The following is a 20,358-nucleotide window of genomic DNA, read 5'->3' as shown; positions in this document are numbered from 1 at the left end:
TTATTCCCCCACCATCTCAGTATTTGCCGCACCCGGCGGCACCATCGGATACACTTTTTGTTCAGGGTCGATACGCACGTGGATCAGCGCCGGGCCGGGACGCGAAATCGCCGCCTGCAGCGCCGCGTGGGCATCCTCTTCGGCGTTCAGATCGCAGGTGTGAAGGCCAAAACCGGCAGCAATCTGCATAAAGTTAATCATTCCCGGATAGGTCGCAGCAAATACGCCCTGCTTGTAGAACAGGCTCTGCTGCTGGTGTACCAGCCCCAGCGCCTCGTTGTTCATCAGAATGATTTTGACGTCTAACTGGTTTTCGGCCGCGGTCGCCATTTCCTGAATGTTCATCATCAGGCTGCCGTCACCGGAGAAGCAGATGACTTTGCGGTCCGGATTCGCCAGCGCCGCGCCCACGGCAGCAGGCAGGCCAAAGCCCATGGTGCCGAGGCCACCGGAGGTCAGCCACTGGCGCGGACGGTTCAGCGGGTAGGCCTGGGCGGTCCACATCTGATGCTGGCCCACGTCGGTGGTAATAATCGCGCTGTCGTCCACGCAGGCGGCCACAGCGTTGATAAGACCATAGTGGCTCAGCGGATCGCCCTCGGTCGGGATGGCGCCCGGGAACTCTTTTTGCAAATCGGCGACCAGCTGACGCCAGTCGGCACGGTCGGCTGCGTCCGTCTGCGGGATCAGCTGCGCCAGCACTTCAGCCACGTCGCCCTGAATGGCCACGTGCGGCTGCTTAATTTTACCCAGTTCGGCACGGTCGATGTCCACATGGATGATTTTGGCGTTCGGGCAGAACTGCTCGGTTTTGCCAATCGCCCGGTCATCAAAACGCGCGCCCATTACAATCAGCAAATCCGCTTCTTGCAGGATGTAGTTGGTGCTGCGCGCGCCGTGCATGCCCAGCATGCCAAGAGAGAGCGGGTGCGCTTTAGGCAGCATGCCGAGCGCCATCAGGGTCATGGTGGTGGGCAGGCTGGCTTTTTCAGCGAACTGGCGGATTTCATTCGCGGCGTTAACCGCCCCACCGCCCAGATAGAGCACCGGGCGTTTGGCGGCATTAATCATCGCCGCGGCGTCACGCACGCTCTCAGCACTGAATTCCGGCGCGGGGGCACGGTCGCCCGGCTCTGGCAGCACGTCAATCTCGATCTCTGCGGTCTGGACATCCTTAGGAATGTCTATCCACACCGGGCCCGGGCGGCCAGACTGCGCAATGCGAAACGCATCGCTGATAACCTGAGGAAGCTCGCTGATATCGCGAACTAAATAGTTATGTTTGGTGATGGGGATAGAGATGCCGTAGGTATCCACTTCCTGGAACGCATCGGTACCGATCATCGAAGACGGCACCTGGCCGGTAATGCAGATCAGCGGAATGGAGTCGAGGCGCGCGTCGGCGATGGCCGTTACCAGGTTGGTAGCCCCCGGCCCGCTACACGCCATACAAACCGCCGGTTTCCCCTGGGTACGCGCCATGCCCTGCGCGATAAAGCCCGCGCCCTGCTCGTGGCGAGCCAGCACGTGGCGGATTTTTGTGCTTTGGCTTAACGCATCGTACAGCGGCAGCACCGTGCCGCCCGGGATGCCCGCAACCGTGGTGATGCCCTGTCGTTCCAGCAAATGAACGATCAGCTGCGCGCCCGTAAAACGCGTCTTAGTAGATGTTGTGCCCGAACTTGCCATGCTCCAGTCCTTTTCTTCTGAGCCAGCCTTCCGGGGAGGGTCCTAAACGAAAAACCCCGCCCGGTTTGCGCCGGCGGGGTTTTGGATTCGTGTGTTGATCCAGTCCCTACGGCGCATTGCCGACGACCACCACCACACGCACGACGACCACTGCGGCTGGTTGCGCAGTTTTTAGTAGGGTCGAGGTGAACAGAGATGGAGTCATTAGGAACCTGTGTTTGGAATCATTGATTGAATTTATACAAACACAGGTTTTCGGGCGTGACAATGGAAATATTTTCATCTGGACAAAAATGCGTCAGGGATCACGTTTCGTTTGTTGGGTGATGAAAACAGTAGTCGGACGTGAGTATTTCATTCAATGAACAGCGCAGGCGATACCCCAAAGCGAGCAGCCAGTTTTTTTATATGGTTCAACGTCAGCTGACGTTGACCGTTCAACACCCTTGAAACCATTGATTTACTGCCAATTTCATCCTGAAAATCCGAAATAGTCAGTTTGTATTGATCCATAAGGGTTCTTAAAACGGCAATGCCCACTGGGACAGATTCCATCTCCTGGCGTAAGGCGACAATTTCGGGCCGATTGGCTTCGTAACGACGAATTCTTGCACATACGATATCCAGCAAAGGGCTGCCAGGTTCGTTCATCAGTAAATACTCAACCAGCTCAAGTGCGTCCTGGTAATCTTTCTCGTTTGGATGTTCACCCAATAAAGGAACCGCCGCGACAAGGGCATGCGTTGCTTTCATTGCATCAGCTACGATCATCATTTCTTCCCCTTAGTGCGATGTTTCTCCGTAAAACGGTCATATTCCTTATGAGTAAAAACATGGCGCACATAAAACTTTTGGCTTTCAAAGAATATGAGAGCCACTACTCTGAGTTTGTTGTTAGCAATATCAATAACATAATGCTTATCGAGATACTTCAAATTATCTAGCGTTGGAAAGATTTTTCTTAGCGCAACAGGCGTCGTGCAATGGCTCTTTTCGATGGTTCGCCCCAGAAAGAGAAGCTCCTCTCTGTGTTGCGGAAACTGGATCACCGCATCCAAAATTGCCTTCATTGAGATTAAATGCATACTGCATACCTGCCGCGTCCGTTGCCATTATGGCAACAATATCACGGATTGCCAATTAGTCAACGGAAGGCCTGCTTAGGACGGACCCAGAAAACAAAAAACCCCGCCGGAGCGAGGTTTTTATCAGGGTTTTGCGGTTGGTCGCCGCAGAACACACTGTGTTACGTCAACGCAAAAAGTATACGCGATCGAGGACGAACGCGCAATTCCGGCACGGATTTTGACGTTTTTGAGTATGGGTCGCCTTTCGATTTTTGTCCAAAAAATACTGTTCATGCATACAGTATTTATCTATACTGAGGGTGTTCGCAGTGAGCGAGGGGGCCGCAGTTCTACCGGCGCAATGAAGTCCTGGCTGAAACGGGTGGTGCCGTCAGTGCCTTAACCCCTGAAGTGAGCACACTGTGTTACGTCAATCCAGGTGCTGGCAACAGGCGGCGGAAAGGTACGCCAGCATCGTGCTCCTTTTTACCAAAAGGAGACGCGTATGGGCATCGTGGATATGGTGATACTTATCCTCAAACTCATTGTTGCATTATTGCAACTGCTTGATGCTGTCCTGAAATACGTTCGGTAAGTCAGGTTCAAGTCGCACCTGAGAGGGGCGGGCAACCGCCCCTCTTTAATAACGAGGGAATGCTATGTCGCGTCTGTTAATTGAGCCTGTTACGCCTGATGAACCGGGCTATATCGCCCTGAAGGCGGAAAGTATCGCATTGAATTTCAACATGCTGCGCAGGCTGGAAGAGAACTGGCAGCGGGGTGAAAACCGCTTTAACGCGCCGGGCGAAAAGCTGCTGGGGGCGTTTCTTAACGGCAAGCTGGTAGGCGTATGCGGTCTCAACCGCGATCCCTTCAGCCAGCAACCGCGCGCCGGGCGCATTCGCCATCTCTATGTTAGCGAGAAGTGTCGCGGGTTGGGCATCGGCAAACAGCTTTTAACCGTGGTGATGGCCGATGCCAGCATCTGGTTTGATTTCCTGAATACCCACGCGCCGGATACCGCGTATGGGTTCTACCGCCGGGCAGGTTTCACGCTGGTCTCGGATGAGCCGCGGGTGACGCACCGCCTGTTTTGTGCGGTGTAACCGGCTGGCAGCATCAGGACGTGAATGTTACAGTTGAGTGACAATTCACCACCCGATACGCCATGACCATCACCGTATTCTGCATTTTGCTGTTTGCCGCGCTGCTGCATGCCAGCTGGAACGCTATCGTTAAGGCCGGAACGGACAAGCTCTATTCTGCGATAAGCGTCAGCGGCTCCGCTACGCTTATTGCGCTGGTGTTGCTCCCCTTCTCTCCACAGCCTTCTGCTGCAAGCTGGCCGTTTTTAATCGTCTCCTGCGCCTTACAGGTGGTGTACACCGTGCTGGTGGCGAAGACCTATCAGGTCTCCGATATGAGTCAAACCTACCCGCTGATGCGCGGCACCGCCCCGCTGCTGGTGGCGCTGATCAGCGTCCTGGCACTTGGCGATCGTCTCTCCTGGCTAGCCTGGTCCGGCATCGGGGTGATCTGCCTGTCGATTCTGGCGATGGCGATGAACGGGCGCATGCAGTCCCGAAAAGGGATCTGGCTGGCGCTACTGAACGCCTGTTTTATCGCCGGATATACGCTGGTGGACGGCACCGGGGTGCGGCTCTCGGGCACTGCGCTGGGCTACACGCTGTGGACCTTCTTTATGAACGGTTTTTGCCTGCTGAGCTGGGCGATGGTGGCGCGTCGGCGTGAAGCCTTTGGCTACCTGCGTCTGCACTGGAAAAAGGGGCTGCTCGGCGGCGTCGGCACCATGGGCTCGTATGGCCTGGCACTGTGGGCGATGACGCAGGCACCGCTGGCCGTAGTCGCGGCGCTGCGTGAAACCTCGATTCTTTTCGGGGCGCTGATTGCCTTTGTGCTTTTAAAAGAGAAGGTTGCGGGCCTGCGCATCGCTGCGGCGCTGGGTATTGCTGGCGGCGCTATTCTCCTGCGCCTCGCATAAATCACTGGCAACATTAGTTGCCGTTTTTGTTTACAAATCCTGCCTTCTGACGTTCATCCATTCACCATCACAATGATTAAATTGTCATCTCACTGTGGTAGATTCCTCGCGCATTTACGGGAATGCGCAGTCACTTATTCTTCATTTTTCTCTTTTGGCAAAAGTATTCAGCGACATGAAAAAACAAAGGAACGTTAACTTATTGTTGATGCTGGTGTTACTGGTGGCCGTCGGTCAGATGGCGCAAACCATCTACATTCCGGCGATCGCCGACATGGCAAAGGAATTAAACGTCCGCGAGGGCGCGGTACAAAGCGTAATGGCCGCCTACCTGCTAACCTACGGCGTTTCACAACTCGTCTATGGCCCGCTGTCCGACCGCGTCGGGCGTCGCCCGGTGATCCTGGTCGGCATGAGCATATTCATGGTGGCGACGGTGATTGCCATCACCACCCATAGCCTGACCATATTGATTGCCGCCAGCGCCCTGCAAGGTGTCGGAACCGGCGTCGGCGGGGTGATGGCGCGAACCTTACCGCGCGATATGTACCAGGGCACCCAGCTCCGCCATGCCAACAGCCTGTTGAATATGGGGATTCTGGTCAGCCCGCTACTTGCACCGCTGATTGGCGGCCTGCTGGACACAATGTGGTCCTGGCGCGCCTGTTACGCCTTCCTGCTGGTGCTCTGCGTGATAGTGACCTTCAGTATGGCACGGTGGATGCCGGAAACGCGCCCGCAGGACGCGCCGCGCACGAAGCTTATCGCCAGCTACAAAACGCTGTTCGGCAACGGTGCGTTTACCTGTTACCTGCTGATGCTGATCGGCGGCCTGGCAGGCATAGCGGTGTTCGAAGCCTGCTCCGGCGTGCTGCTGGGCGCTGGGCTTGGCCTGAGCAGCATGGTGGTGAGTATTCTGTTTATTCTGCCTATCCCGGCGGCGTTCTTCGGCGCCTGGTTTGCCGGACGTCAGAACAAGCGTTTCTCCACCCTGATGTGGCAAGCAGTGATTAGCTGTCTGCTGGCGGGACTGATGATGTGGATCCCGGGACTGTTTGGCGTGATGACCGTCTGGACGCTGCTGATCCCGGCGGCGCTGTTCTTCTTCGGCGCAGGGATGCTGTTCCCGCTCGCCACCAGCGGCGCGATGGAGCCGTTCCCGTTCCTCGCGGGCACGGCGGGCGCGCTGGTGGGCGGTTTGCAAAACATCGGCTCCGGCGCGCTGGCCTGGCTCTCGGCCATGATGCCGCAGACCGGGCAGGCTAGTTTGGGTTTGCTGATGACGCTGATGGGGCTGCTGATTTTACTGTGCTGGCTGCCGCTGGCGTCGCGTGTCCCGCATCACGAGCAGCCGGTTTAACCGCATGATGGCCCGGCTTGTCGCCGGGTTTTTCACAGACGGGAGCAATCATCGCCTGTAATAACGGCTCTGGCGCAGGTCGCCAGGCGCCCTCTTCCCCGTCGTAAAACTGGAAATCCGCGTTAAGCGCATACGGAATTTTCGCCTTTTGCAGCTCGCAGGCCATAAAGGTGGCGAAGGCCATTTGCGAAGCGGTTGGCGTGAGGTGGTTTGACTCCCCCACGCCCCAGCCTCCGACCCAGCTGACGTGCCCGGTTTTTTGCTGCCAGCGCAGCGCGGTATTGATGCGATTATGGATAGCCGCTTTCTCTGCCGCCGTGCCGGACGTCCACGGGTATTTACCGTTATTTTTCAGCGGCCCCCACGGGAAAATATGCCACTCCGCCAGCAGGAAGTTCTGGCTGTGCGCAGGCAGCTTCAGGCTGGTTAAATCCTCCGGCGCGGCGCGCAGGCGCGGTGCGATGAAAATCATGCGCTGCGGGTCAATGTCATGGATCGCTTTTATGGTTTTTTCATACACGCGATTTAACGACGCGAGGTTGTGGTTGAGCTTGTCGGCGGGCTCGTAAATCAGGTCAAAACCCAACTGCGGGTAGCTCTGGCCGAAATAGTGGGCGACGGCAATCCACCAGTTGATTGTCTCTTTCTCATTATCGGCTTTCGGGTCGTTTTTATATTCATCTGCCTGATAAGCAATAATCGGGATGACACCATACTGCTCGCAGGCTTCCACCAGCTTGCGCAGATGGATGAGCCGCGCTTCCGTCGGCTCATCGGCGACGCGGATGCGCACATGGCTAATGCCTTTTGCACGAAAATCGCGTACCACCAGCGGGTCAAATTCACGTATACCGCGCTCGGTACGCGCCCAGTCTACATCCATCCCCACACCCAGCTGCTGAGCATAGCGGGCAGCCGTCATCGCCGGCTCAGCGGCAATCGCCCAGCCGGAAGAGATCAGTAACGCAGAGGCAATAAAAGGCTTTAACACGGTTTACCCTGGATAAATCGAAAGCATTACCTGTATTTAGCACGCTTTTTCACATTTGGTGTAGCGTCAAAGCGTAATAATTCTTCACCTTGCCCGTTCTCTCAGCCAGCTAATAAAGGCGTCAATTTTCGGCCACTGGCGGCCCGGAAGCGTTGAGATATAGTAATGCTGATGGCATTTGAGGGTCTTTTCACCAAACGGTGCAATCAACTCTCCCTTCTCGAGCCGTTTCTGCACCAGCCGCTTTCTGCCCATCGCTACCCCCACATCATTGATGGCCGCAATAATCGCTAAATCAGAACGATCAAAACCAATCCCCGACGATGGCGGCATATTTATCGCAAAATCCTGCGCCCAGCTTAGCCATTCATCCGTACCGGAATCATTGCTCCAGGCCTGACGGTCATGAAGCAACGTACAGTGGCTGAGGTTATGGGGGTTTTTAACCAGTTGATGTTCGCGGGCGTACGCGGGTGAACAAACGGGCAAAATCTCCTCATCCATCAGGAAGTGATGGGAAAGGTGGTTTGCCGGCGTATCGTCGAAATAGAGCGCCAGATCGATGCCCGTTCGCTGCATATTGACGTAATCATTTCCGGTCAGGACGGTGAGTGAAATCGACGGATAGCGGCGGGTAAAATCTCCCAGCATGGGAACCAGCCAGCACTGCGCTATCGATGGCCGGGAGTACACCGTTAGCGTACCGGAGAGCGCCTGGTTTTTGATGTCCAGGATCTCCTGATTCAGGGTATCGAGGGAGGATTTAAGGGTCCAGTAAACGCGCTTCCCCTCCTGCGTCAGCTCAACCTTACGGTGCGAGCGGACGAACAGCTGAATACCCAGCTCCTCTTCCAGCAGATTAATGCGGTGGCTCACCGCGCTGGGGCTGAGCGAGAGCTCCTCCGCGGCCAGCGCGAAGGACTCATGCCGGGCGGCCACTTCAAAGGTGTACATTTTCGAGAGCTGCCAGCCGTTTAACAGCCGGTTTCTGGCTTCATTCGCATCGGTCATCACAATTCTCACGCGTGGTTTCTGCGCTCAGCATACCGTTTAAGGGTGAATTTATGTGAACCTAATGCAAGTTAAGTGCGTTTTTTAGAGCGTAGTCACTCAGTTGATCCAATCTGGCTCACCTGAATGCCAATTTATATCGTTTGTCAGCCCCCGCCGTTTTTTCGTCCAATACCCACAGATGACATAAGGGTGAGGTGAGATATGGGATCTCAGGTCTGGGTTGTGGCAACGCTGCTGGTCAGCATTGTGTTAATTGTTTTAACCATCGTTAAGCTGAAGTTTCACCCGTTCCTCGCGCTGCTGCTGGCGAGCTTTTTCGTCGGTGCGATGATGGGGATGAGCCCACTGGATATGGTGAACGCCATTGAGAGCGGGATTGGCGGTACGCTGGGCTTCCTGGCGGCGGTGATTGGTCTGGGCACCATTCTCGGCAAAATGATGGAAGTCTCCGGCGCGGCAGAGCGCATCGGGATCACGCTGCAGCGCTGCCGCTGGCTGTCAGCAGACGTGATTATGGTGCTGGTGGGCCTGATCTGCGGCATTACGTTGTTCGTGGAAGTGGGCGTGGTACTGCTGATCCCGCTGGCGTTTTCCATCGCCAAAAAGACCAACACGTCGCTGCTCAAGCTGGCCATTCCGCTCTGTACCGCGCTGATGGCGGTGCACTGCGTGGTGCCTCCGCATCCAGCCGCGCTGTTTGTGACCAATAAGTTAGGCGCGGATGTCGGAACGGTAATTGTTTATGGTTTGATGGTAGGACTGGTGGCGTCTCTGGTCGGTGGCCCGCTGTTCCTGAAACTGCTCGGCAATCGTCTGCCGTTTAAACCGGTTCCGGCAGAATTTTCAGACCTCAAGGTGCGGGAAGAACACACCCTCCCGTCGCTGGGCGCCACGCTGTTTACGGTTCTGCTGCCAATTGGCCTCATGCTGGTGAAGACCATTGCCGAGCTAAATATGGCAAAAGAAGGTTCGCTGTATACGCTCCTCGAATTTATCGGCAACCCGATCACCGCGATGTTTATCGCCGTGTTTGTCGCCTACTACCTGCTGGGGATCCGCCAGCATATGAGCATGGGGGCGATGCTGACGCACACCGAGCACGGTTTTGGCTCTATCGCCAATATTTTGCTGATTATCGGCGCGGGCGGCGCGTTCAACGCCATCCTCAAAACCAGCGGACTGGCGGACTCACTGGCGCATATTCTCTCGAACCTGCACCTGCATCCTATCCTGCTCGCCTGGATGGTGGCGCTGGTGCTGCATGCCGCCGTAGGCTCCGCCACGGTCGCGATGATGGGCGCCACGGCGATAGTCGCCCCGATGCTGCCGCTCTATCCGAACGTGAGTCCGGAGATCATCACCATTGCTATCGGTTCCGGCGCCATTGGCTGCACGATCGTCACCGATTCTCTCTTCTGGCTGGTGAAGCAATACTGCGGCGCAACCCTGAATGAGACCTTCAAATACTATACGACGGCGACGTTTATCGCCTCGGTGCTTGCACTTGGCGGCACATTCCTGCTTTCTTTCATTATCTGAGCGCGAAGAGACGTACTATGGAAAACGCAACTATCACTACTTTAACCGCACAGTTTCCTCTGGTTGAGGATCTGATTGCCCTGAAAGAAACCACCTGGCTTAACCCACGTACCACGACGCTGGCGGAAGGATTGCCTTACGTCGGGCTGTCCAAAGCCGACGTGGACGACGCGCACGCGCGCCTTAACCGCTTCGCGCCGTATCTGGCGAAAGCCTTTCCGGAAACGGCCGTCACGAAGGGGATTATTGAATCCGAACTGGTCGCCATTCCGGCCATGCAGGCGCAACTGGGGAAAGAATATGACAAGACCATTCCCGGCACCCTGCTGCTGAAAAAAGACAGTCATCTGCCGATTTCCGGCTCGATTAAAGCACGCGGCGGCATCTACGAGGTGTTGACCCACGCGGAGAAACTGGCGCTGGACGCCGGCTTGCTGAGCATCGAAGACGACTACAGCGTTCTGCTGGAGCCGCGCTTTAAGGATTTCTTCAGCCAGTACAGCATTGCGGTGGGCTCAACCGGCAACCTGGGGATGTCCATCGGCATTATGAGCGCACGCATCGGCTTTAAGGTGACGGTGCACATGTCCGCCGATGCCCGCGAGTGGAAGAAAGCGAAGCTCCGCAGCCATGGCGTCATCGTCGTGGAGTATGAGCAGGATTACGGCGTGGCGGTGGAACAGGGGCGCAAAGCGGCAGAAAGCGATCCGAACTGCTTCTTCATTGATGATGAAAACTCACGCACCTTGTTCCTGGGCTATGCGGTGGCAGGCGAGCGGCTGAAGGCGCAGTTTGCCGAACAGGGCCGCGTGGTGGATGCGGCGCATCCCCTGTACGTCTACCTGCCCTGCGGTGTCGGTGGCGGCCCTGGCGGCGTGGCGTTTGGCCTGAAGCTGGTCTTCGGTGATAACGTCCACTGCTTCTTTGCGGAACCCACGCACTCGCCGTGCATGCTGCTCGGCGTTTACACCGGCCTGCACGACGAGATTGCGGTGCAGGACCTGGGTATCGACAACGTGACGGCGGCAGACGGCCTGGCGGTCGGGCGCGCGTCCGGCTTCGTGGGCCGCGCGATGGAGCGCCTGCTGGACGGGTTCTACACGCTTTCCGATCAAAGCATGTATGACATGCTCGGCTGGCTGGCGCAGGAGGAAGACATTCGTCTGGAACCGTCCGCGCTGGCGGGCATGGCCGGGCCGCTGCGTGTGCATTCAGATGCCAACGTCACCCACCTGGTATGGGCAACCGGGGGCGGCATGGTGCCGGAAGACGAGATGGCGAAGTATTTAGCAAAAAGCCGTTAATCGTAGGCCCGGTAAGGCGTAGCCGCCACCGGGCTTATAAGCTCACCATTTGCTGAATATGAGTAACGGCAAAGAGTAAAGACAGAGACAGCACAGCGAGCGCGATCAGGAACTTATCCCGCACCGCTTTCGGCTGCACAAAATCATCTTGCGCCACGTCCATCAGGTTACGGCTGCGGGTATAGCGCCACAAAATGAAGGCTACCAGCGCCAGCACAACAATCGAGATCCAGAATGGCACCCCGGTCCGGTGCCAGTTGTGCTTGATCGCCAGAGCAATCAGCGCGCCATACCCCAGCAACGTGCGCAGCCATGCGAGCGACGTCCGCTCCGGCTGCAGGCCAGGGTCCGCTTCGCGTCGCGCTTTGCGGCTATCCGCCATAGAACACCAGCACCATCACCACGCCTGCCACCGTCAGCAGGATCGCGCTGATGATGAGTAGCCCGCGCGTATAGGGTAAATCCTGCTTCAGACGCATCGCCTTCTCATTGCGCAACCAGCGCAGATAGCCGTAAATCGCCAGCACGCCTGCGAACAGGCACAGAAGCAGCGCCAGTACTTCGCGGATCAGCGGCGTGGCGAAATCAGGTGCGAGCTGATCGAGGCCGACACCTGCAGCCAGAAAGCCCAGCGCCGTGCGGATCCACGCTAAGAACGTGCGTTCATTAGCCAGAGAGAAGCGATAATCCGGCGCTTCACCGAGGCGGGAAATTTTCATGGAGGTTCCTTGTCGAGCTACGGGCAGGCTTCAGCATAGCGTAAATCGACCAGGACAAGGAGACCGGCATCGGGGATGCCGGTCAGGAAGGTTAGTGCAGTTCCGGCCAGTACTCTTTGTTGGCTTCGATCAGGTCATCCAGAATCGCTTTCGCGACTGACGCGCTCGGCACGGTTTTCGACAGGGTAATCGCCTGCCAGAGTTTCTGATACGAACGCTGCTCCCAGGCATCTACCACCAGTTTTTCCACCGCCACCTGCTGGCTCATCAGCCCTTTCTGGAAGTGTGGAATATCGCCAACCGTGAGCGGCTCCGGTCCGTTATGGCCCACCAGACACGGAATTTCCACCATCGCATCGGCATCAAAGTTATGAATGGCACCGTTGTTTGGCACAATCAGCAACATGCGTTCCTGGGTGTTAAAGGCAATCGCGGTCGCCAGATCAACGATGTACGACGCATGTTCGTCGATTTCCAGCTCCCCGGCGGCGGAATTACCCGCTTCGATGATCGCCCGACAGGAGCTGAACACATGTTTCTCGCGGTGATCCATGACTTCATTGGCGCGGGTCCGTTCCGGGTTAGAGTGCGCAACAACGTAGTCCGGGAACAGATAGTATTTCAGATAGGTGTTCGGCATGGTGTCCGGATCCAGCGCCTGCACATCTTTTGCTTTGGCAAAGGTATCGTTCCAGCTTGCTTCGGTATGCGCATCTTCAGAAGGCGGAACATAGCCGTTTTTCGCCACGTATTCGCGCAGTTTCGGCATTAAATCGTTACCGTTGAGATCTTCAATCGAGGTCCACCAGCCGAAGTGGTTCAGACCGTAGTAGCGCACGCGCATCTCTTTGCGGTCTTTCAGGCCAACGATCTGCGCCATGCGTCCTTCGATGCCAATCGGCATATCGCAGATGTTGAGGATTTTGGCATTCGGACGCAGGCGGCGCGTGGCTTCCGCGACAATCGCCGCCGGGTTGGAGTAGTTCAGCATCCACGCATTCGGGGAGTACTGCTCCATGTAATCTACCAGCTCCAGCACGCCGCCGATCGAGCGCATGCCGTAGGAAATCCCACCAGGCCCGCAGGTTTCCTGGCCCAGCACGCCGTGGCGCAGCGGGATTTTCTCATCTTTTTCACGCATCGGGTATTTGCCGACGCGGATATGCGCCATCACGAAATCCACATCGGTAAACGCCGCTTTAGGATCGGTGGTGTAGCTAAACTCAATCTCCGGTGCCTGCTCTCTAAGGATGATTTTGCACGCTTCGGCGATGGTCTCCTGACGTGCGCCGTCGTTATCATAAAACTTCAGGGCGCGCAGCGGGAAACGGTCACGGTTGGCTAACAGCATCAGGACGATACCAGGCGTAAAGGTGCTGCCGCCGCCTGCAATGACAACTGAGAATTTTTTCATGATATAGCCTCTGTCAGGGTGGTTTGTTCATTCGTTAAAGGGGTTTTCATCAGCGATTCCAGTTGGTCACGCACCTGAGGAACGTGCAGACCGACAATCACCTGAATGCCGTTGCCGCGTCGCACCACACCGTGTGCGCCCAGGGCTTTGAAGACGTCGTCGCTTTGGGTTTTCGCCATATCCACCAGCGCGATACGCAAGCGGGTGGCACAGTTGTTGATGCTTTCGATATTGGCCGCACCGCCGAGCGCCTGCAGGAATCCGGCGGCCTGTCCGACCTGCTGGCTGGCCGCCGCCGGGGCAGTGGTTTGCCCGCGTGCCGCCTTATAGTCGGCCTTGCTGTACAGTTTGATTTCGCTCTCTTCCCGGCCCGGCGTTTTGAGGTTCAGACGCACAATCAGCGTTTTGAAGACCATGAAGTAGAGGCCGGTAAAGCAGACGCCGATGCCGATTTGCGTGAAGACCGTTGAGGCGTGGTTATGGAACATCGGGATCCAGTTTTGCGGCAGGAACTGGTCCAGCAGGCCGCCGCCCATGTTGCCGACCACCCCAAAGGTGTACATCACCGTTGCCATGGTGGCCGCCAGCACAGCGTGAACGGCAAACAGCAGCGGCGAGATAAACAGGAAGGTGAATTCGAGTGGTTCAGTAATGCCCACCAGCACGGCAGTGAGCGTGGCCGGGACCAGCAGCCCCGCCACCTTGACGCGGTTTTCCGCTGAGGCGGTGTACCAGATCGCCAGCGCAATCCCGACCGAGCCAAACACTTTTGAATTGCCGTGGAGCGCGAACCCGCCTTCGGGGAAGAGGGTTTTCAGCGGCAGGGTACTCTGGCTGAATTCCTGCAGATGCTGCGCCCAGTAGACCTGAATACCGCCTTCCACCGCCGCCGGGCCGAAGATGAACGGGCCATAGACGAAGTGGTGCAATCCGGTTGGGATCAGAATGCGTTCCAGGAAGGTGTACACCCACACGCCCAGCGCACCGGCTGAGCGCAGGAACGCCTGTAGGGACTCAATGCCCATCTGCACTTTCGGCCAGCCCAGCAATGTCAGCCAGGCGCAGGGGATCATGACGAAAAACGCGAGGATAACGACAAACGAACTGCCCTGGAAAATCCCCAGGAAAACCGGCAGCGGCTTGTCGAAATAGCGGTTGTGGATAGCGGTCACGATGCCAGAAATCACAATGGCACCGATGATGCTGGTATCGAGCGTTTTGATCCCGGCAATCATCGCCAGCCCGCTTCCCGCCGTGGGTTCGGCGGAGAAATCGACGCCGAAGAAGTGACCCCAGGTCATCCCCATCGCGTTGATGAAGTAGTTCCAGGTCAGGAAGCTAATCAGCACCGCCAGACAGGCGCGGCCCTGCGCCTGCTTTGCCAGGCCAATCGGTAAACCGACGGCGAAAATCAGCGGCATATTGCGAAATACCGCCCAGCCGCCCTCTTCAATAATGTGAACGATCTGCGCGAAAAGATTATCAGGGGCCGTTAAGGCTTCGCCGACAAACAGCGGGTTGCGAAGCATAATGGCGATTCCCACCACGATCCCGGCAAACGGAAACAGCAATACCGGGGTAAACATGGCACCGCCAAAACGTTGTATTTGACTGAGCATTTTTAAATCCTCACGTAACAACCTGTAGGGGGTAGAGGCCGTTATGGTTTTTTGCTGGCCTGAGGTGAGCATAAGAACTTACTGATACGCGAACATGGCGTGCCGTTGCGATTCGTGATCGCATTCATGGTTTTATTTTGACCAGTGAGGTCTACTTTTCGTTGTAAATATGGACATGTGAAGACGTAACCGACGCCATGATGCGGGCAGAGAGGTCTACTGGTGATCTACAAATCTATTGCCGACAGATTGCGGCTGCGGCTGAATTCGTCGGACTACAACATCGGCAGCCCGCTACCGGGTGAGAATGCGCTGGCGCAGGAGTTCGGCGTGGCGCGCATGACCATCCGCAAGGCGCTGGATCTGCTGGTGAGCTGGGGGCTGGTTGAGCGACGGCACGGCAGCGGCACGTTTGTCTCGCGTAAGGACGTTCACCACGAAACCACGAATCTGACCGGGCTGGTGGAGGTGCTGCGTCAGCAGGGAAAAGAGGTGCAGAGTAAAGTGTTGCAGTTTGAAGTGATGCCTGCGCCGCCCGCCATCGCCAGCCAGCTGCGGATTCAGGTCGATGAGCGGATCTACTTTTCCCGGCGGGTACGCTACGTGGACGGGAAGCCGCTGATGCTGGAGGACAGCTTTATGCCGGTGAAGCTGTTTCGCAACCTCTCGCTGGCGCATCTGGAAGGGTCAAAGTTTGATTACATCGAGAAAGAGTGCGGGATCACCATCAGCGGCAACTATGAGAGCCTGACGCCGGTGCTGGCAGATAAACAGCTGGCCGGTTACCTGAACCTGCCGGAACAGACGCCGCTGCTGCGAATCACGTCACTTTCCTACAGCGACAGCGGCGAGTTCCTCAATTATTCCGTGATGTTCCGTAATACCAGTGATTACCAGGTGGACTACCATCTGCGGCGCATCCACCCGGAAGTGCTGCTAGCCCATCCCCCAGAACAGCACCGCGAGTAGCTGCGGCGTGATGATGCGCAGGAACATTACCAGCGGGTAGACGGTGGCATAGGAGAGTGCCGCTGCACCACTGGTGGCATGCAGGTTATTGGCAAACGCGAGCGCAGGGGGATCGGTCATGGAGCCCGCCAGCATGCCGCACAGCGTCAGGTAGTTCATTTTGGCGAACATCCGCGCCAGAATGCCTACCGTCAGCAGCGGGATTGCCGTGATAAATATGCCGTAACCGACCCAGCTCATCCCTTCGCCCTTGATCAGGGTATCGACAAAATCCCCGCCGGATTTCAGCCCGACCACAGCCAGAAACAGCACGATGCCCAGCTCGCGCAGCGCCAGGTTGGCACTCGGCGGCATAAACCAGTAGAGCTTACCAATACAGCCGATGCGCCCGAGGATCAGCGCCATAATCAGCGGCCCGCCTGCCAGGCCCAGCTTAAGCGCCACCGGGAAGCCCGGCACGTACAGTGGAATGGAGCCCAGCAGCACGCCCAGGCCGATGCCGATAAACACCGGCAGCATCTGTACCTGCTGCAGTTTTTGCTGGGCGTTACCCACCATATCCGCCACCGCGTCAATTGACGACGGGCGACCAACCAGGTTGAGGATATCCCCGAACTGCAGGCTGGCTTCCGGGCTGGCGACCAGTTCAACACCCGCGCGATTCAGACGGGAGATAACCACGTCATAGCGTTCTTTTACCTGCAGATCGCGTATTTTTTTGCCGAGAACATGCTCATTAGTCACCACAACGCGTTCCACCCGCATATCGGTGCCGCGCGTGGAGAGCGAGGTGTCCACTTCCTGACCAATGACCAGTCGCGCATTGTTTAAATCCCCGGGCTGGCCGACCAGATGTAGCAGATCGCCTTGCTGAATAACGGTGCCTGGCGCGGGCACCATCAGCATATCGTCACGCTTAAGGCGGGAGCAGATGATGTTGGCGCTGTTCAGGATCGGCACGTCCTGAATCGCCATATTATTCAGGTTGGGATTATCGACGCGAATGTTGATGGTTTTGATGGGCATATGGCCGTTGGTCAGCGTGGTTTCGTGATCTTTGGCCTCTGATTCGACGTTAACGCGAAACAGTACGCGTACCAGCCACATGGAGAGCAGAATGCCACAGATGCCAAACGGATAGGCCATGGCGTAGCTCATCCCCATCTGGTCGACAATGCCGGGTTGAATCCCCAGATCGCGCAGGATTTGCTGGCCCGCACCGAGCGCCGGGGTGTTGGTGACCGCGCCGGAGAAAATGCCCAGAACCACAGGAAGGGGAATATCAAAGATTTTGTGCAGAATCGCGGTGACCAGCCCGCCCATGACCACAATGCCGAACGCAAAAAGATTGAGCCGTAGTCCGGAGACACGCAGGGAGGCAAAAAAGCCAGGGCCTACCTGAATCCCGATGGTATAAACGAACAGGATCAGGCCGAACTCCTGAACAAAGTGGAGCATTTCAGCGCTCAGAGCCAGCCCGAGCCGATCGGCAAAATGCCCGACAAAAATGCCGCCAAACAGCACGCCACCAATGCCAAACCCGACGCCGCGGATTTTGATATTGCCTATCCATAGTCCCACAACAGCGACCAGGGCCAACACGCTAACGGTTAACGCGATATCACTCATGATCCACTCCCTGCCCATAACCTTAGTTATATCAGGGATTCTCTCAGAGCCGTGGGGCGTTGTATGGGCGATGGCGCACAAAAAAGCCCTGCCGTGGCAGGGCCTTATGCGGTCTGTGAGCGGTGTCGGGTGGCGGCTACGCCTTACCCGACCTACAGGTTCGGCGGGCTTGTTAACTGTTCAACGCCGGCCGCTCGCTAATGGCGATACGCTGCGGCGCGATGGCTTCCGGCACGTTACGGGTCAGATCGATATGCAGTAGCCCGTTGGTAAAGGTCGCACCGGACACGTCCATATGGTCTGCCAGGGTAAAGCTCAGGCTAAACGGCTGATTAACCAGCCCCTGATGCAGCCATTGAGTCTCGGTCTCCTGTTTTTCCGGCGTCCCTTTCACGGTCAGACGGGTACCTTCAAGCTGGATGTCCAGATCCTCCTGGCGGAAACCGGCCAGCGCAAGGGTGATGCGATAGTGGTTATCGTCACTTTTTTCAATGTTATACGGCGGAAACGTCTGGTGCTCAGTCGTGCTTTGCAGGGCGTTAGCCAGTTTGTCAAAACCAATCCACTGACGCAGCAGAGGGGATAAATCATAGTTACGCATACTAAATCTCCTTCTAAGAAGCGAGTTCGGCACAGTTTAATTTTGTGCGCAGTTGGTCCTGCAAATCCTGATGGATTCGCATATGCTCCCGTTACGGCAAGCAAGTCTGTGTGGGCCGCGCTTGCGACCCCCGTGATTAGTTAATTTCGATACGGCGCGGTTTTTTCTCTTCCGGAATCACGCGTTCCAGTTCGATAAACAGCAGGCCGTTAACCAGGTTCGCGCCCTTGACGTGAATGTTCTCGGCTAACTGGAACTTGCGTTCAAAGTTACGCTCGGCGATGCCCTGGTAGAGGTAGGTACGTTCTTTCTGCTCGGCCGTATGGGAACCTTTCACCACCAGCAGGTTGTCCTGCGCGGTGATCTCCAGTTCGTTTTCTGCAAAACCGGCAACGGCAATCGCGATGCGGTAGTGGTTTTCGTCAACCAGCTCGACATTGTATGGAGGGTAGCCATTGCTCTGGCTTTGGTTATTTTCTAAATGGTTAAACAGGCGGTCAAAACCAATTGCAGAACGGTATAGCGGAGAAAGATCGAAGTTACGCATAAATAAAACTCCTGAAATCAGCGAGAAATTATAGCCTTCCACCATGGACAGGCCTTTGTGCCCCGAACGCCCATCAGGCGCGTTCGTTATCGGGTCACATTCTTAAAATGGGTCTGGAACCGGGCTTTTCAAGACTATTTATGTGAGATTTTTTTGCACTTTGCTGGTTGTCGCATAGACTCTGGGACAACAGCACAAAGGGTTAAATTGCGATGACTGCCACAGTGCGGGATTATCGAGCTATCCATTTCGGATAAGGCTCGCTATAACCCTGAGTTGCAGGTCTATGCAGTAACATTAACGATGACTGAGTGATGATGAAAAATGTTCTGATAAAGCTGACGACGTTCAGCGGGGTAGTTTTACTTTGCGGGTGTTCGAGCGTGATGTCTCACACCGGCGGTAAAGAAGGAACATATCCGGGGACGCGCGCCAGCGCGGCGATGATCTCCGATGACGATACCAACTGGGGCACCAAATCCCTGGTTATCCTGGATATGCCGTTTACGGCAGTAGCGGATACGCTTCTGCTGCCGTGGGATGTATTCCGTAAGGATGACTCCGTACGTTCACGGGTAGAGAAAAGCGAGCAGGAAAACCTGGCGACCAACGCCGTCATTCCGCCCGCCGAGATGCCTCCGCGCTAGTTCTGTGCGGTTTCCGTTATCCAAAGCTGACGGAAACCGCCCGTCTCTTCCATCCATGCAATAACGCGCCCGTTCGGGGAAAACACGACGGCATCCGCAGAAGGTGGATTGCCGTGATCGGACGTCAAAAACGTCACCTCTCCGGTCTGTGCGTCGCAGCACGCAATCCGATTTTCGAGCACAAATCCCAGCATCTTCCCGGACGGGTGCCAGTTGAACGCAGACTGGATATCGCGCTCAGCGTGGGTGAGCTGGCGCGGCTCGCCGCCCTCAGGCGAGATCAGCCACAGCTGCACAACGCCGTTATCATCACGCATCAGAAACGCGATTTGTGTCGCCTGCGGGTTACTGCGCACCCAGTGGCGCGGCACGTTCACCAGACCCGGATAGCGGTTGTGGTGCGTGAAGGTTAACCGACGCTGCATCACGCCCGCTGGCGGCGCAGGCAGCGTTTCTGGCGTTCCCTGCAGCGGCGCATCGCCCGCACGTTTCCAGCCCTGTTCATCTTCTGGCAGGTTAACAATGAACAGTTCAGGCACTTTTTCGCCCTGTGCTGAGAGGGTATCGCCGATAAACGCCAGCCTGTCGTTGCCCACCCAGCCCTCTTCGTAGGCGCGATTGATTTCGTCGCTGCCCGGTTGTGGGTTAGGCGTCGTGCGGCTGACCAGCACGCTCCAGAAGGTTCCCGGATATTCACGCGGATGGTTCCCCTGTGGATTCACCGGGCCGAAAGGCGCCGCCACGCCAACGTTGCGTAAATCGAGCTTCGGATCGCGCATATGCATGACATGGTCGTTATAGGTAAAGCTGACCAACTGCCCGTTCGGGCTGAAGACATGTACGTGGCTGCCACCGCGCAGCGCGCCTGGAGTATAGGGCGCGGTGATATCCATCGCATCCAGATTGCTTACCTGACCGTGATGCGCAATCACCCCCTGCCGATGATGAAAATCGTAGCGCCAGTCCGCGTCCGGGTGTTTCGGGCCGTGGATAAAGACGTATTTATCCTGTGCCGGATGAACGGTCACCACGCCAACGTGCGCGCCATCCGTCGCGCGATAAATCACCTCGACCTCGCCCGTGCCTACGTTAACTCGCTCGATGGTTTCACCGGTGAACGACGCGCCTGACGGACGCACGTCATAGACCAGCCACTGGCTGTCCGGCGTCCAGGTATTGATATTAGTAAGCTGGTGGTTGCGGGAAGCGAAGGTGATTTGTTTCATGAGGATACCCTGATGCGCAGT

General features: G+C 56.6%; 22 protein-coding genes and 1 other annotated feature. Of the genes, 8 read left to right on the top strand and 14 right to left on the bottom strand.

Translation table 11 applies throughout. The features are described 5' to 3' along the window. The 4 genes from ilvB to ACMGGM_RS13620 form a co-directional block, all read right to left on the bottom strand. The gene (ilvB, locus tag ACMGGM_RS13635) at positions 1–1,689 is read right to left on the bottom strand and encodes an acetolactate synthase large subunit (RefSeq protein WP_023331689.1); all 1,689 of its coding nucleotides are present in this window, start codon (positions 1,687–1,689) and stop codon (positions 1–3) included. 106 nt (positions 1,690–1,795) lie between these two features. After that, complete coding sequence (gene ivbL / locus ACMGGM_RS13630) at positions 1,796–1,894, bottom strand: ilvB operon leader peptide IvbL (protein ID WP_023331688.1); 99 nt, start codon at positions 1,892–1,894, stop codon at positions 1,796–1,798. A gap of 149 nt (positions 1,895–2,043) precedes the next feature. Then, entirely contained in the window at positions 2,044–2,463 is a 420-nt protein-coding gene (locus ACMGGM_RS13625; protein WP_023331687.1) for a helix-turn-helix domain-containing protein, read from the bottom strand. Continuing rightward, on the bottom strand, positions 2,460–2,774 hold the full coding sequence (locus ACMGGM_RS13620) for a type II toxin-antitoxin system HigB family toxin (RefSeq protein ID WP_045134487.1): 315 nt from the start codon (positions 2,772–2,774) through the stop codon (positions 2,460–2,462). Before ACMGGM_RS13620 ends, ACMGGM_RS13625 begins: the two co-directional genes overlap by 4 nt. 487 nt (positions 2,775–3,261) lie before the next feature. Between ACMGGM_RS13620 and tisB the strand changes: the two genes are divergently transcribed. The 4 genes from tisB to emrD all read left to right on the top strand — a co-directional run bounded on the left by tisB (position 3,262) and on the right by emrD (position 6,118). Further along, positions 3,262–3,351: a type I toxin-antitoxin system toxin TisB gene (tisB, locus tag ACMGGM_RS13615; RefSeq protein WP_045281349.1), complete on the top strand. Its 90-nt coding sequence runs from the start codon at positions 3,262–3,264 to the stop codon at positions 3,349–3,351. A gap of 64 nt (positions 3,352–3,415) precedes the next feature. Next, complete coding sequence (locus ACMGGM_RS13610; protein WP_014881927.1) at positions 3,416–3,862, top strand: GNAT family N-acetyltransferase; 447 nt, start codon at positions 3,416–3,418, stop codon at positions 3,860–3,862. 62 nt (positions 3,863–3,924) lie between these two features. Further along, the gene (locus tag ACMGGM_RS13605; RefSeq protein WP_045134488.1) at positions 3,925–4,758 is read left to right on the top strand and encodes an EamA family transporter; all 834 of its coding nucleotides are present in this window, start codon (positions 3,925–3,927) and stop codon (positions 4,756–4,758) included. Positions 4,759–4,933: 175 nt separating this feature from the next. Beyond that, positions 4,934–6,118 carry a multidrug efflux MFS transporter EmrD gene (gene emrD / locus ACMGGM_RS13600; RefSeq protein ID WP_032637792.1) on the top strand — a complete coding sequence of 395 codons (1,185 nt, stop codon included), beginning with the start codon at positions 4,934–4,936 and terminating at the stop codon, positions 6,116–6,118. Here the strand turns inward: emrD and ACMGGM_RS13595 are convergent. Together ACMGGM_RS13595 and dsdC are read right to left on the bottom strand one after the other, a co-directional pair. Next, positions 6,021–7,109: a cellulase family glycosylhydrolase gene (locus ACMGGM_RS13595; protein WP_032635252.1), complete on the bottom strand. Its 1,089-nt coding sequence runs from the start codon at positions 7,107–7,109 to the stop codon at positions 6,021–6,023. The two genes, emrD and ACMGGM_RS13595, sit on opposite strands and share 98 nt — an antisense overlap. Positions 7,110–7,193: 84 nt before the next feature. Further along, the gene (gene dsdC / locus ACMGGM_RS13590) at positions 7,194–8,120 is read right to left on the bottom strand and encodes a DNA-binding transcriptional regulator DsdC (protein WP_045134489.1); all 927 of its coding nucleotides are present in this window, start codon (positions 8,118–8,120) and stop codon (positions 7,194–7,196) included. Positions 8,121–8,324: 204 nt separating this feature from the next. Between dsdC and dsdX the strand changes: the two genes are divergently transcribed. Together dsdX and dsdA are read left to right on the top strand one after the other, a co-directional pair. After that, complete coding sequence (gene dsdX / locus ACMGGM_RS13585) at positions 8,325–9,662, top strand: D-serine transporter DsdX (protein WP_045134490.1); 1,338 nt, start codon at positions 8,325–8,327, stop codon at positions 9,660–9,662. Between the two features lie 17 nt (positions 9,663–9,679). Beyond that, positions 9,680–10,966 (top strand): D-serine ammonia-lyase, encoded by a 1,287-nt coding sequence (gene dsdA, locus ACMGGM_RS13580; RefSeq protein ID WP_045134491.1) that lies wholly within the window; start codon positions 9,680–9,682, stop codon positions 10,964–10,966. A gap of 34 nt (positions 10,967–11,000) precedes the next feature. Here dsdA and ACMGGM_RS13575 read toward each other — a convergent pair whose 3' ends face one another. The 4 genes from ACMGGM_RS13575 to ACMGGM_RS13560 all read right to left on the bottom strand — a co-directional run bounded on the left by ACMGGM_RS13575 (position 11,001) and on the right by ACMGGM_RS13560 (position 14,718). After that, entirely contained in the window at positions 11,001–11,348 is a 348-nt protein-coding gene (locus ACMGGM_RS13575; protein WP_023331677.1) for a DUF202 domain-containing protein, read from the bottom strand. Continuing rightward, positions 11,338–11,685: a YidH family protein gene (locus tag ACMGGM_RS13570; RefSeq protein WP_014068263.1), complete on the bottom strand. Its 348-nt coding sequence runs from the start codon at positions 11,683–11,685 to the stop codon at positions 11,338–11,340. The genes ACMGGM_RS13575 and ACMGGM_RS13570 overlap by 11 nt, the downstream gene beginning before the upstream one ends. Before the next feature lie 91 nt (positions 11,686–11,776). Continuing rightward, positions 11,777–13,099 carry a 6-phospho-alpha-glucosidase gene (locus ACMGGM_RS13565; protein ID WP_032635243.1) on the bottom strand — a complete coding sequence of 441 codons (1,323 nt, stop codon included), beginning with the start codon at positions 13,097–13,099 and terminating at the stop codon, positions 11,777–11,779. Continuing rightward, complete coding sequence (locus ACMGGM_RS13560; RefSeq protein WP_014881918.1) at positions 13,096–14,718, bottom strand: alpha-glucoside-specific PTS transporter subunit IIBC; 1,623 nt, start codon at positions 14,716–14,718, stop codon at positions 13,096–13,098. The genes ACMGGM_RS13565 and ACMGGM_RS13560 overlap by 4 nt, the downstream gene beginning before the upstream one ends. A 222-nt stretch (positions 14,719–14,940) precedes the next feature. On the opposite strand from ACMGGM_RS13560, the gene ACMGGM_RS13555 reads away from it, so the two are divergent. Further along, on the top strand, positions 14,941–15,687 hold the full coding sequence (locus ACMGGM_RS13555; RefSeq protein WP_045134492.1) for a GntR family transcriptional regulator: 747 nt from the start codon (positions 14,941–14,943) through the stop codon (positions 15,685–15,687). On the opposite strand, the gene ACMGGM_RS13550 is transcribed toward ACMGGM_RS13555, so the two are convergent. From ACMGGM_RS13550 to ibpA, 3 genes are all read right to left on the bottom strand, one after another. After that, positions 15,655–17,316 carry a putative transporter gene (locus tag ACMGGM_RS13550; RefSeq protein ID WP_045134493.1) on the bottom strand — a complete coding sequence of 554 codons (1,662 nt, stop codon included), beginning with the start codon at positions 17,314–17,316 and terminating at the stop codon, positions 15,655–15,657. The two genes, ACMGGM_RS13555 and ACMGGM_RS13550, sit on opposite strands and share 33 nt — an antisense overlap. Before the next feature lie 172 nt (positions 17,317–17,488). Further along, a complete protein-coding gene (ibpB, locus tag ACMGGM_RS13545) occupies positions 17,489–17,917 on the bottom strand; it encodes a small heat shock chaperone IbpB (protein ID WP_014881915.1) in 429 nt (142 codons plus the stop codon). A gap of 136 nt (positions 17,918–18,053) precedes the next feature. Continuing rightward, positions 18,054–18,464, bottom strand: coding sequence for a small heat shock chaperone IbpA (gene ibpA / locus ACMGGM_RS13540; RefSeq protein ID WP_008500162.1), 411 nt, complete (start codon positions 18,462–18,464; stop codon positions 18,054–18,056). Beyond that, positions 18,458–18,530, bottom strand: a sequence feature (ROSE (Repression Of Heat Shock gene Expression) occurs in the 5'-region of heat shock genes and acts as an RNA thermometer to modulate expression.). It overlaps the preceding gene by 7 nt. 248 nt (positions 18,531–18,778) lie before the next feature. Here ibpA and ACMGGM_RS13535 point away from each other — a divergent pair. Beyond that, the gene (locus ACMGGM_RS13535) at positions 18,779–19,111 is read left to right on the top strand and encodes a YceK/YidQ family lipoprotein (protein ID WP_014881914.1); all 333 of its coding nucleotides are present in this window, start codon (positions 18,779–18,781) and stop codon (positions 19,109–19,111) included. Here ACMGGM_RS13535 and ACMGGM_RS13530 read toward each other — a convergent pair. Next, positions 19,108–20,337 carry a DUF3748 domain-containing protein gene (locus tag ACMGGM_RS13530; RefSeq protein ID WP_074171565.1) on the bottom strand — a complete coding sequence of 410 codons (1,230 nt, stop codon included), beginning with the start codon at positions 20,335–20,337 and terminating at the stop codon, positions 19,108–19,110. The genes ACMGGM_RS13535 and ACMGGM_RS13530 overlap by 4 nt on opposite strands. Positions 20,338–20,358: the final 21 nt, after the last annotated feature.

Source organism: Enterobacter sp. BNK-14 (assembly GCF_047456095.1).
GTDB classification, from domain to species: Bacteria; Pseudomonadota; Gammaproteobacteria; order Enterobacterales; family Enterobacteriaceae; genus Enterobacter; species Enterobacter kobei.
The sequence above is the reverse complement of the archived record's forward strand: the minus strand, read 5'-3'. Positions and strand labels throughout refer to the sequence as shown.

Bases quoted from the DNA above. Each gene is read 5' to 3' on its own strand.
- ilvB (WP_023331689.1), bottom strand. From the start codon at position 1,689: ATGGCAAGTTCGGGCACAACATCTACTAAGACGCGTTTTACGGGCGCG.
- ivbL (WP_023331688.1), bottom strand. From the start codon at position 1,894: ATGACTCCATCTCTGTTCACCTCGACCCTACTAAAAACTGCGCAACCA.
- ACMGGM_RS13625 (WP_023331687.1), bottom strand. From the start codon at position 2,463: ATGATGATCGTAGCTGATGCAATGAAAGCAACGCATGCCCTTGTCGCG.
- ACMGGM_RS13620 (WP_045134487.1), bottom strand. From the start codon at position 2,774: ATGCATTTAATCTCAATGAAGGCAATTTTGGATGCGGTGATCCAGTTT.
- tisB (WP_045281349.1), top strand. From the start codon at position 3,262: ATGGGCATCGTGGATATGGTGATACTTATCCTCAAACTCATTGTTGCA.
- ACMGGM_RS13610 (WP_014881927.1), top strand. From the start codon at position 3,416: ATGTCGCGTCTGTTAATTGAGCCTGTTACGCCTGATGAACCGGGCTAT.
- ACMGGM_RS13605 (WP_045134488.1), top strand. From the start codon at position 3,925: ATGACCATCACCGTATTCTGCATTTTGCTGTTTGCCGCGCTGCTGCAT.
- emrD (WP_032637792.1), top strand. From the start codon at position 4,934: ATGAAAAAACAAAGGAACGTTAACTTATTGTTGATGCTGGTGTTACTG.
- dsdC (WP_045134489.1), bottom strand. From the start codon at position 8,120: ATGACCGATGCGAATGAAGCCAGAAACCGGCTGTTAAACGGCTGGCAG.
- dsdX (WP_045134490.1), top strand. From the start codon at position 8,325: ATGGGATCTCAGGTCTGGGTTGTGGCAACGCTGCTGGTCAGCATTGTG.
- dsdA (WP_045134491.1), top strand. From the start codon at position 9,680: ATGGAAAACGCAACTATCACTACTTTAACCGCACAGTTTCCTCTGGTT.
- ACMGGM_RS13575 (WP_023331677.1), bottom strand. From the start codon at position 11,348: ATGGCGGATAGCCGCAAAGCGCGACGCGAAGCGGACCCTGGCCTGCAG.
- ACMGGM_RS13570 (WP_014068263.1), bottom strand. From the start codon at position 11,685: ATGAAAATTTCCCGCCTCGGTGAAGCGCCGGATTATCGCTTCTCTCTG.
- ACMGGM_RS13565 (WP_032635243.1), bottom strand. From the start codon at position 13,099: ATGAAAAAATTCTCAGTTGTCATTGCAGGCGGCGGCAGCACCTTTACG.
- ACMGGM_RS13560 (WP_014881918.1), bottom strand. From the start codon at position 14,718: ATGCTCAGTCAAATACAACGTTTTGGCGGTGCCATGTTTACCCCGGTA.
- ACMGGM_RS13550 (WP_045134493.1), bottom strand. From the start codon at position 17,316: ATGAGTGATATCGCGTTAACCGTTAGCGTGTTGGCCCTGGTCGCTGTT.
- ibpB (WP_014881915.1), bottom strand. From the start codon at position 17,917: ATGCGTAACTATGATTTATCCCCTCTGCTGCGTCAGTGGATTGGTTTT.
- ibpA (WP_008500162.1), bottom strand. From the start codon at position 18,464: ATGCGTAACTTCGATCTTTCTCCGCTATACCGTTCTGCAATTGGTTTT.
- ACMGGM_RS13535 (WP_014881914.1), top strand. From the start codon at position 18,779: ATGATGAAAAATGTTCTGATAAAGCTGACGACGTTCAGCGGGGTAGTT.
- ACMGGM_RS13530 (WP_074171565.1), bottom strand. From the start codon at position 20,337: ATGAAACAAATCACCTTCGCTTCCCGCAACCACCAGCTTACTAATATC.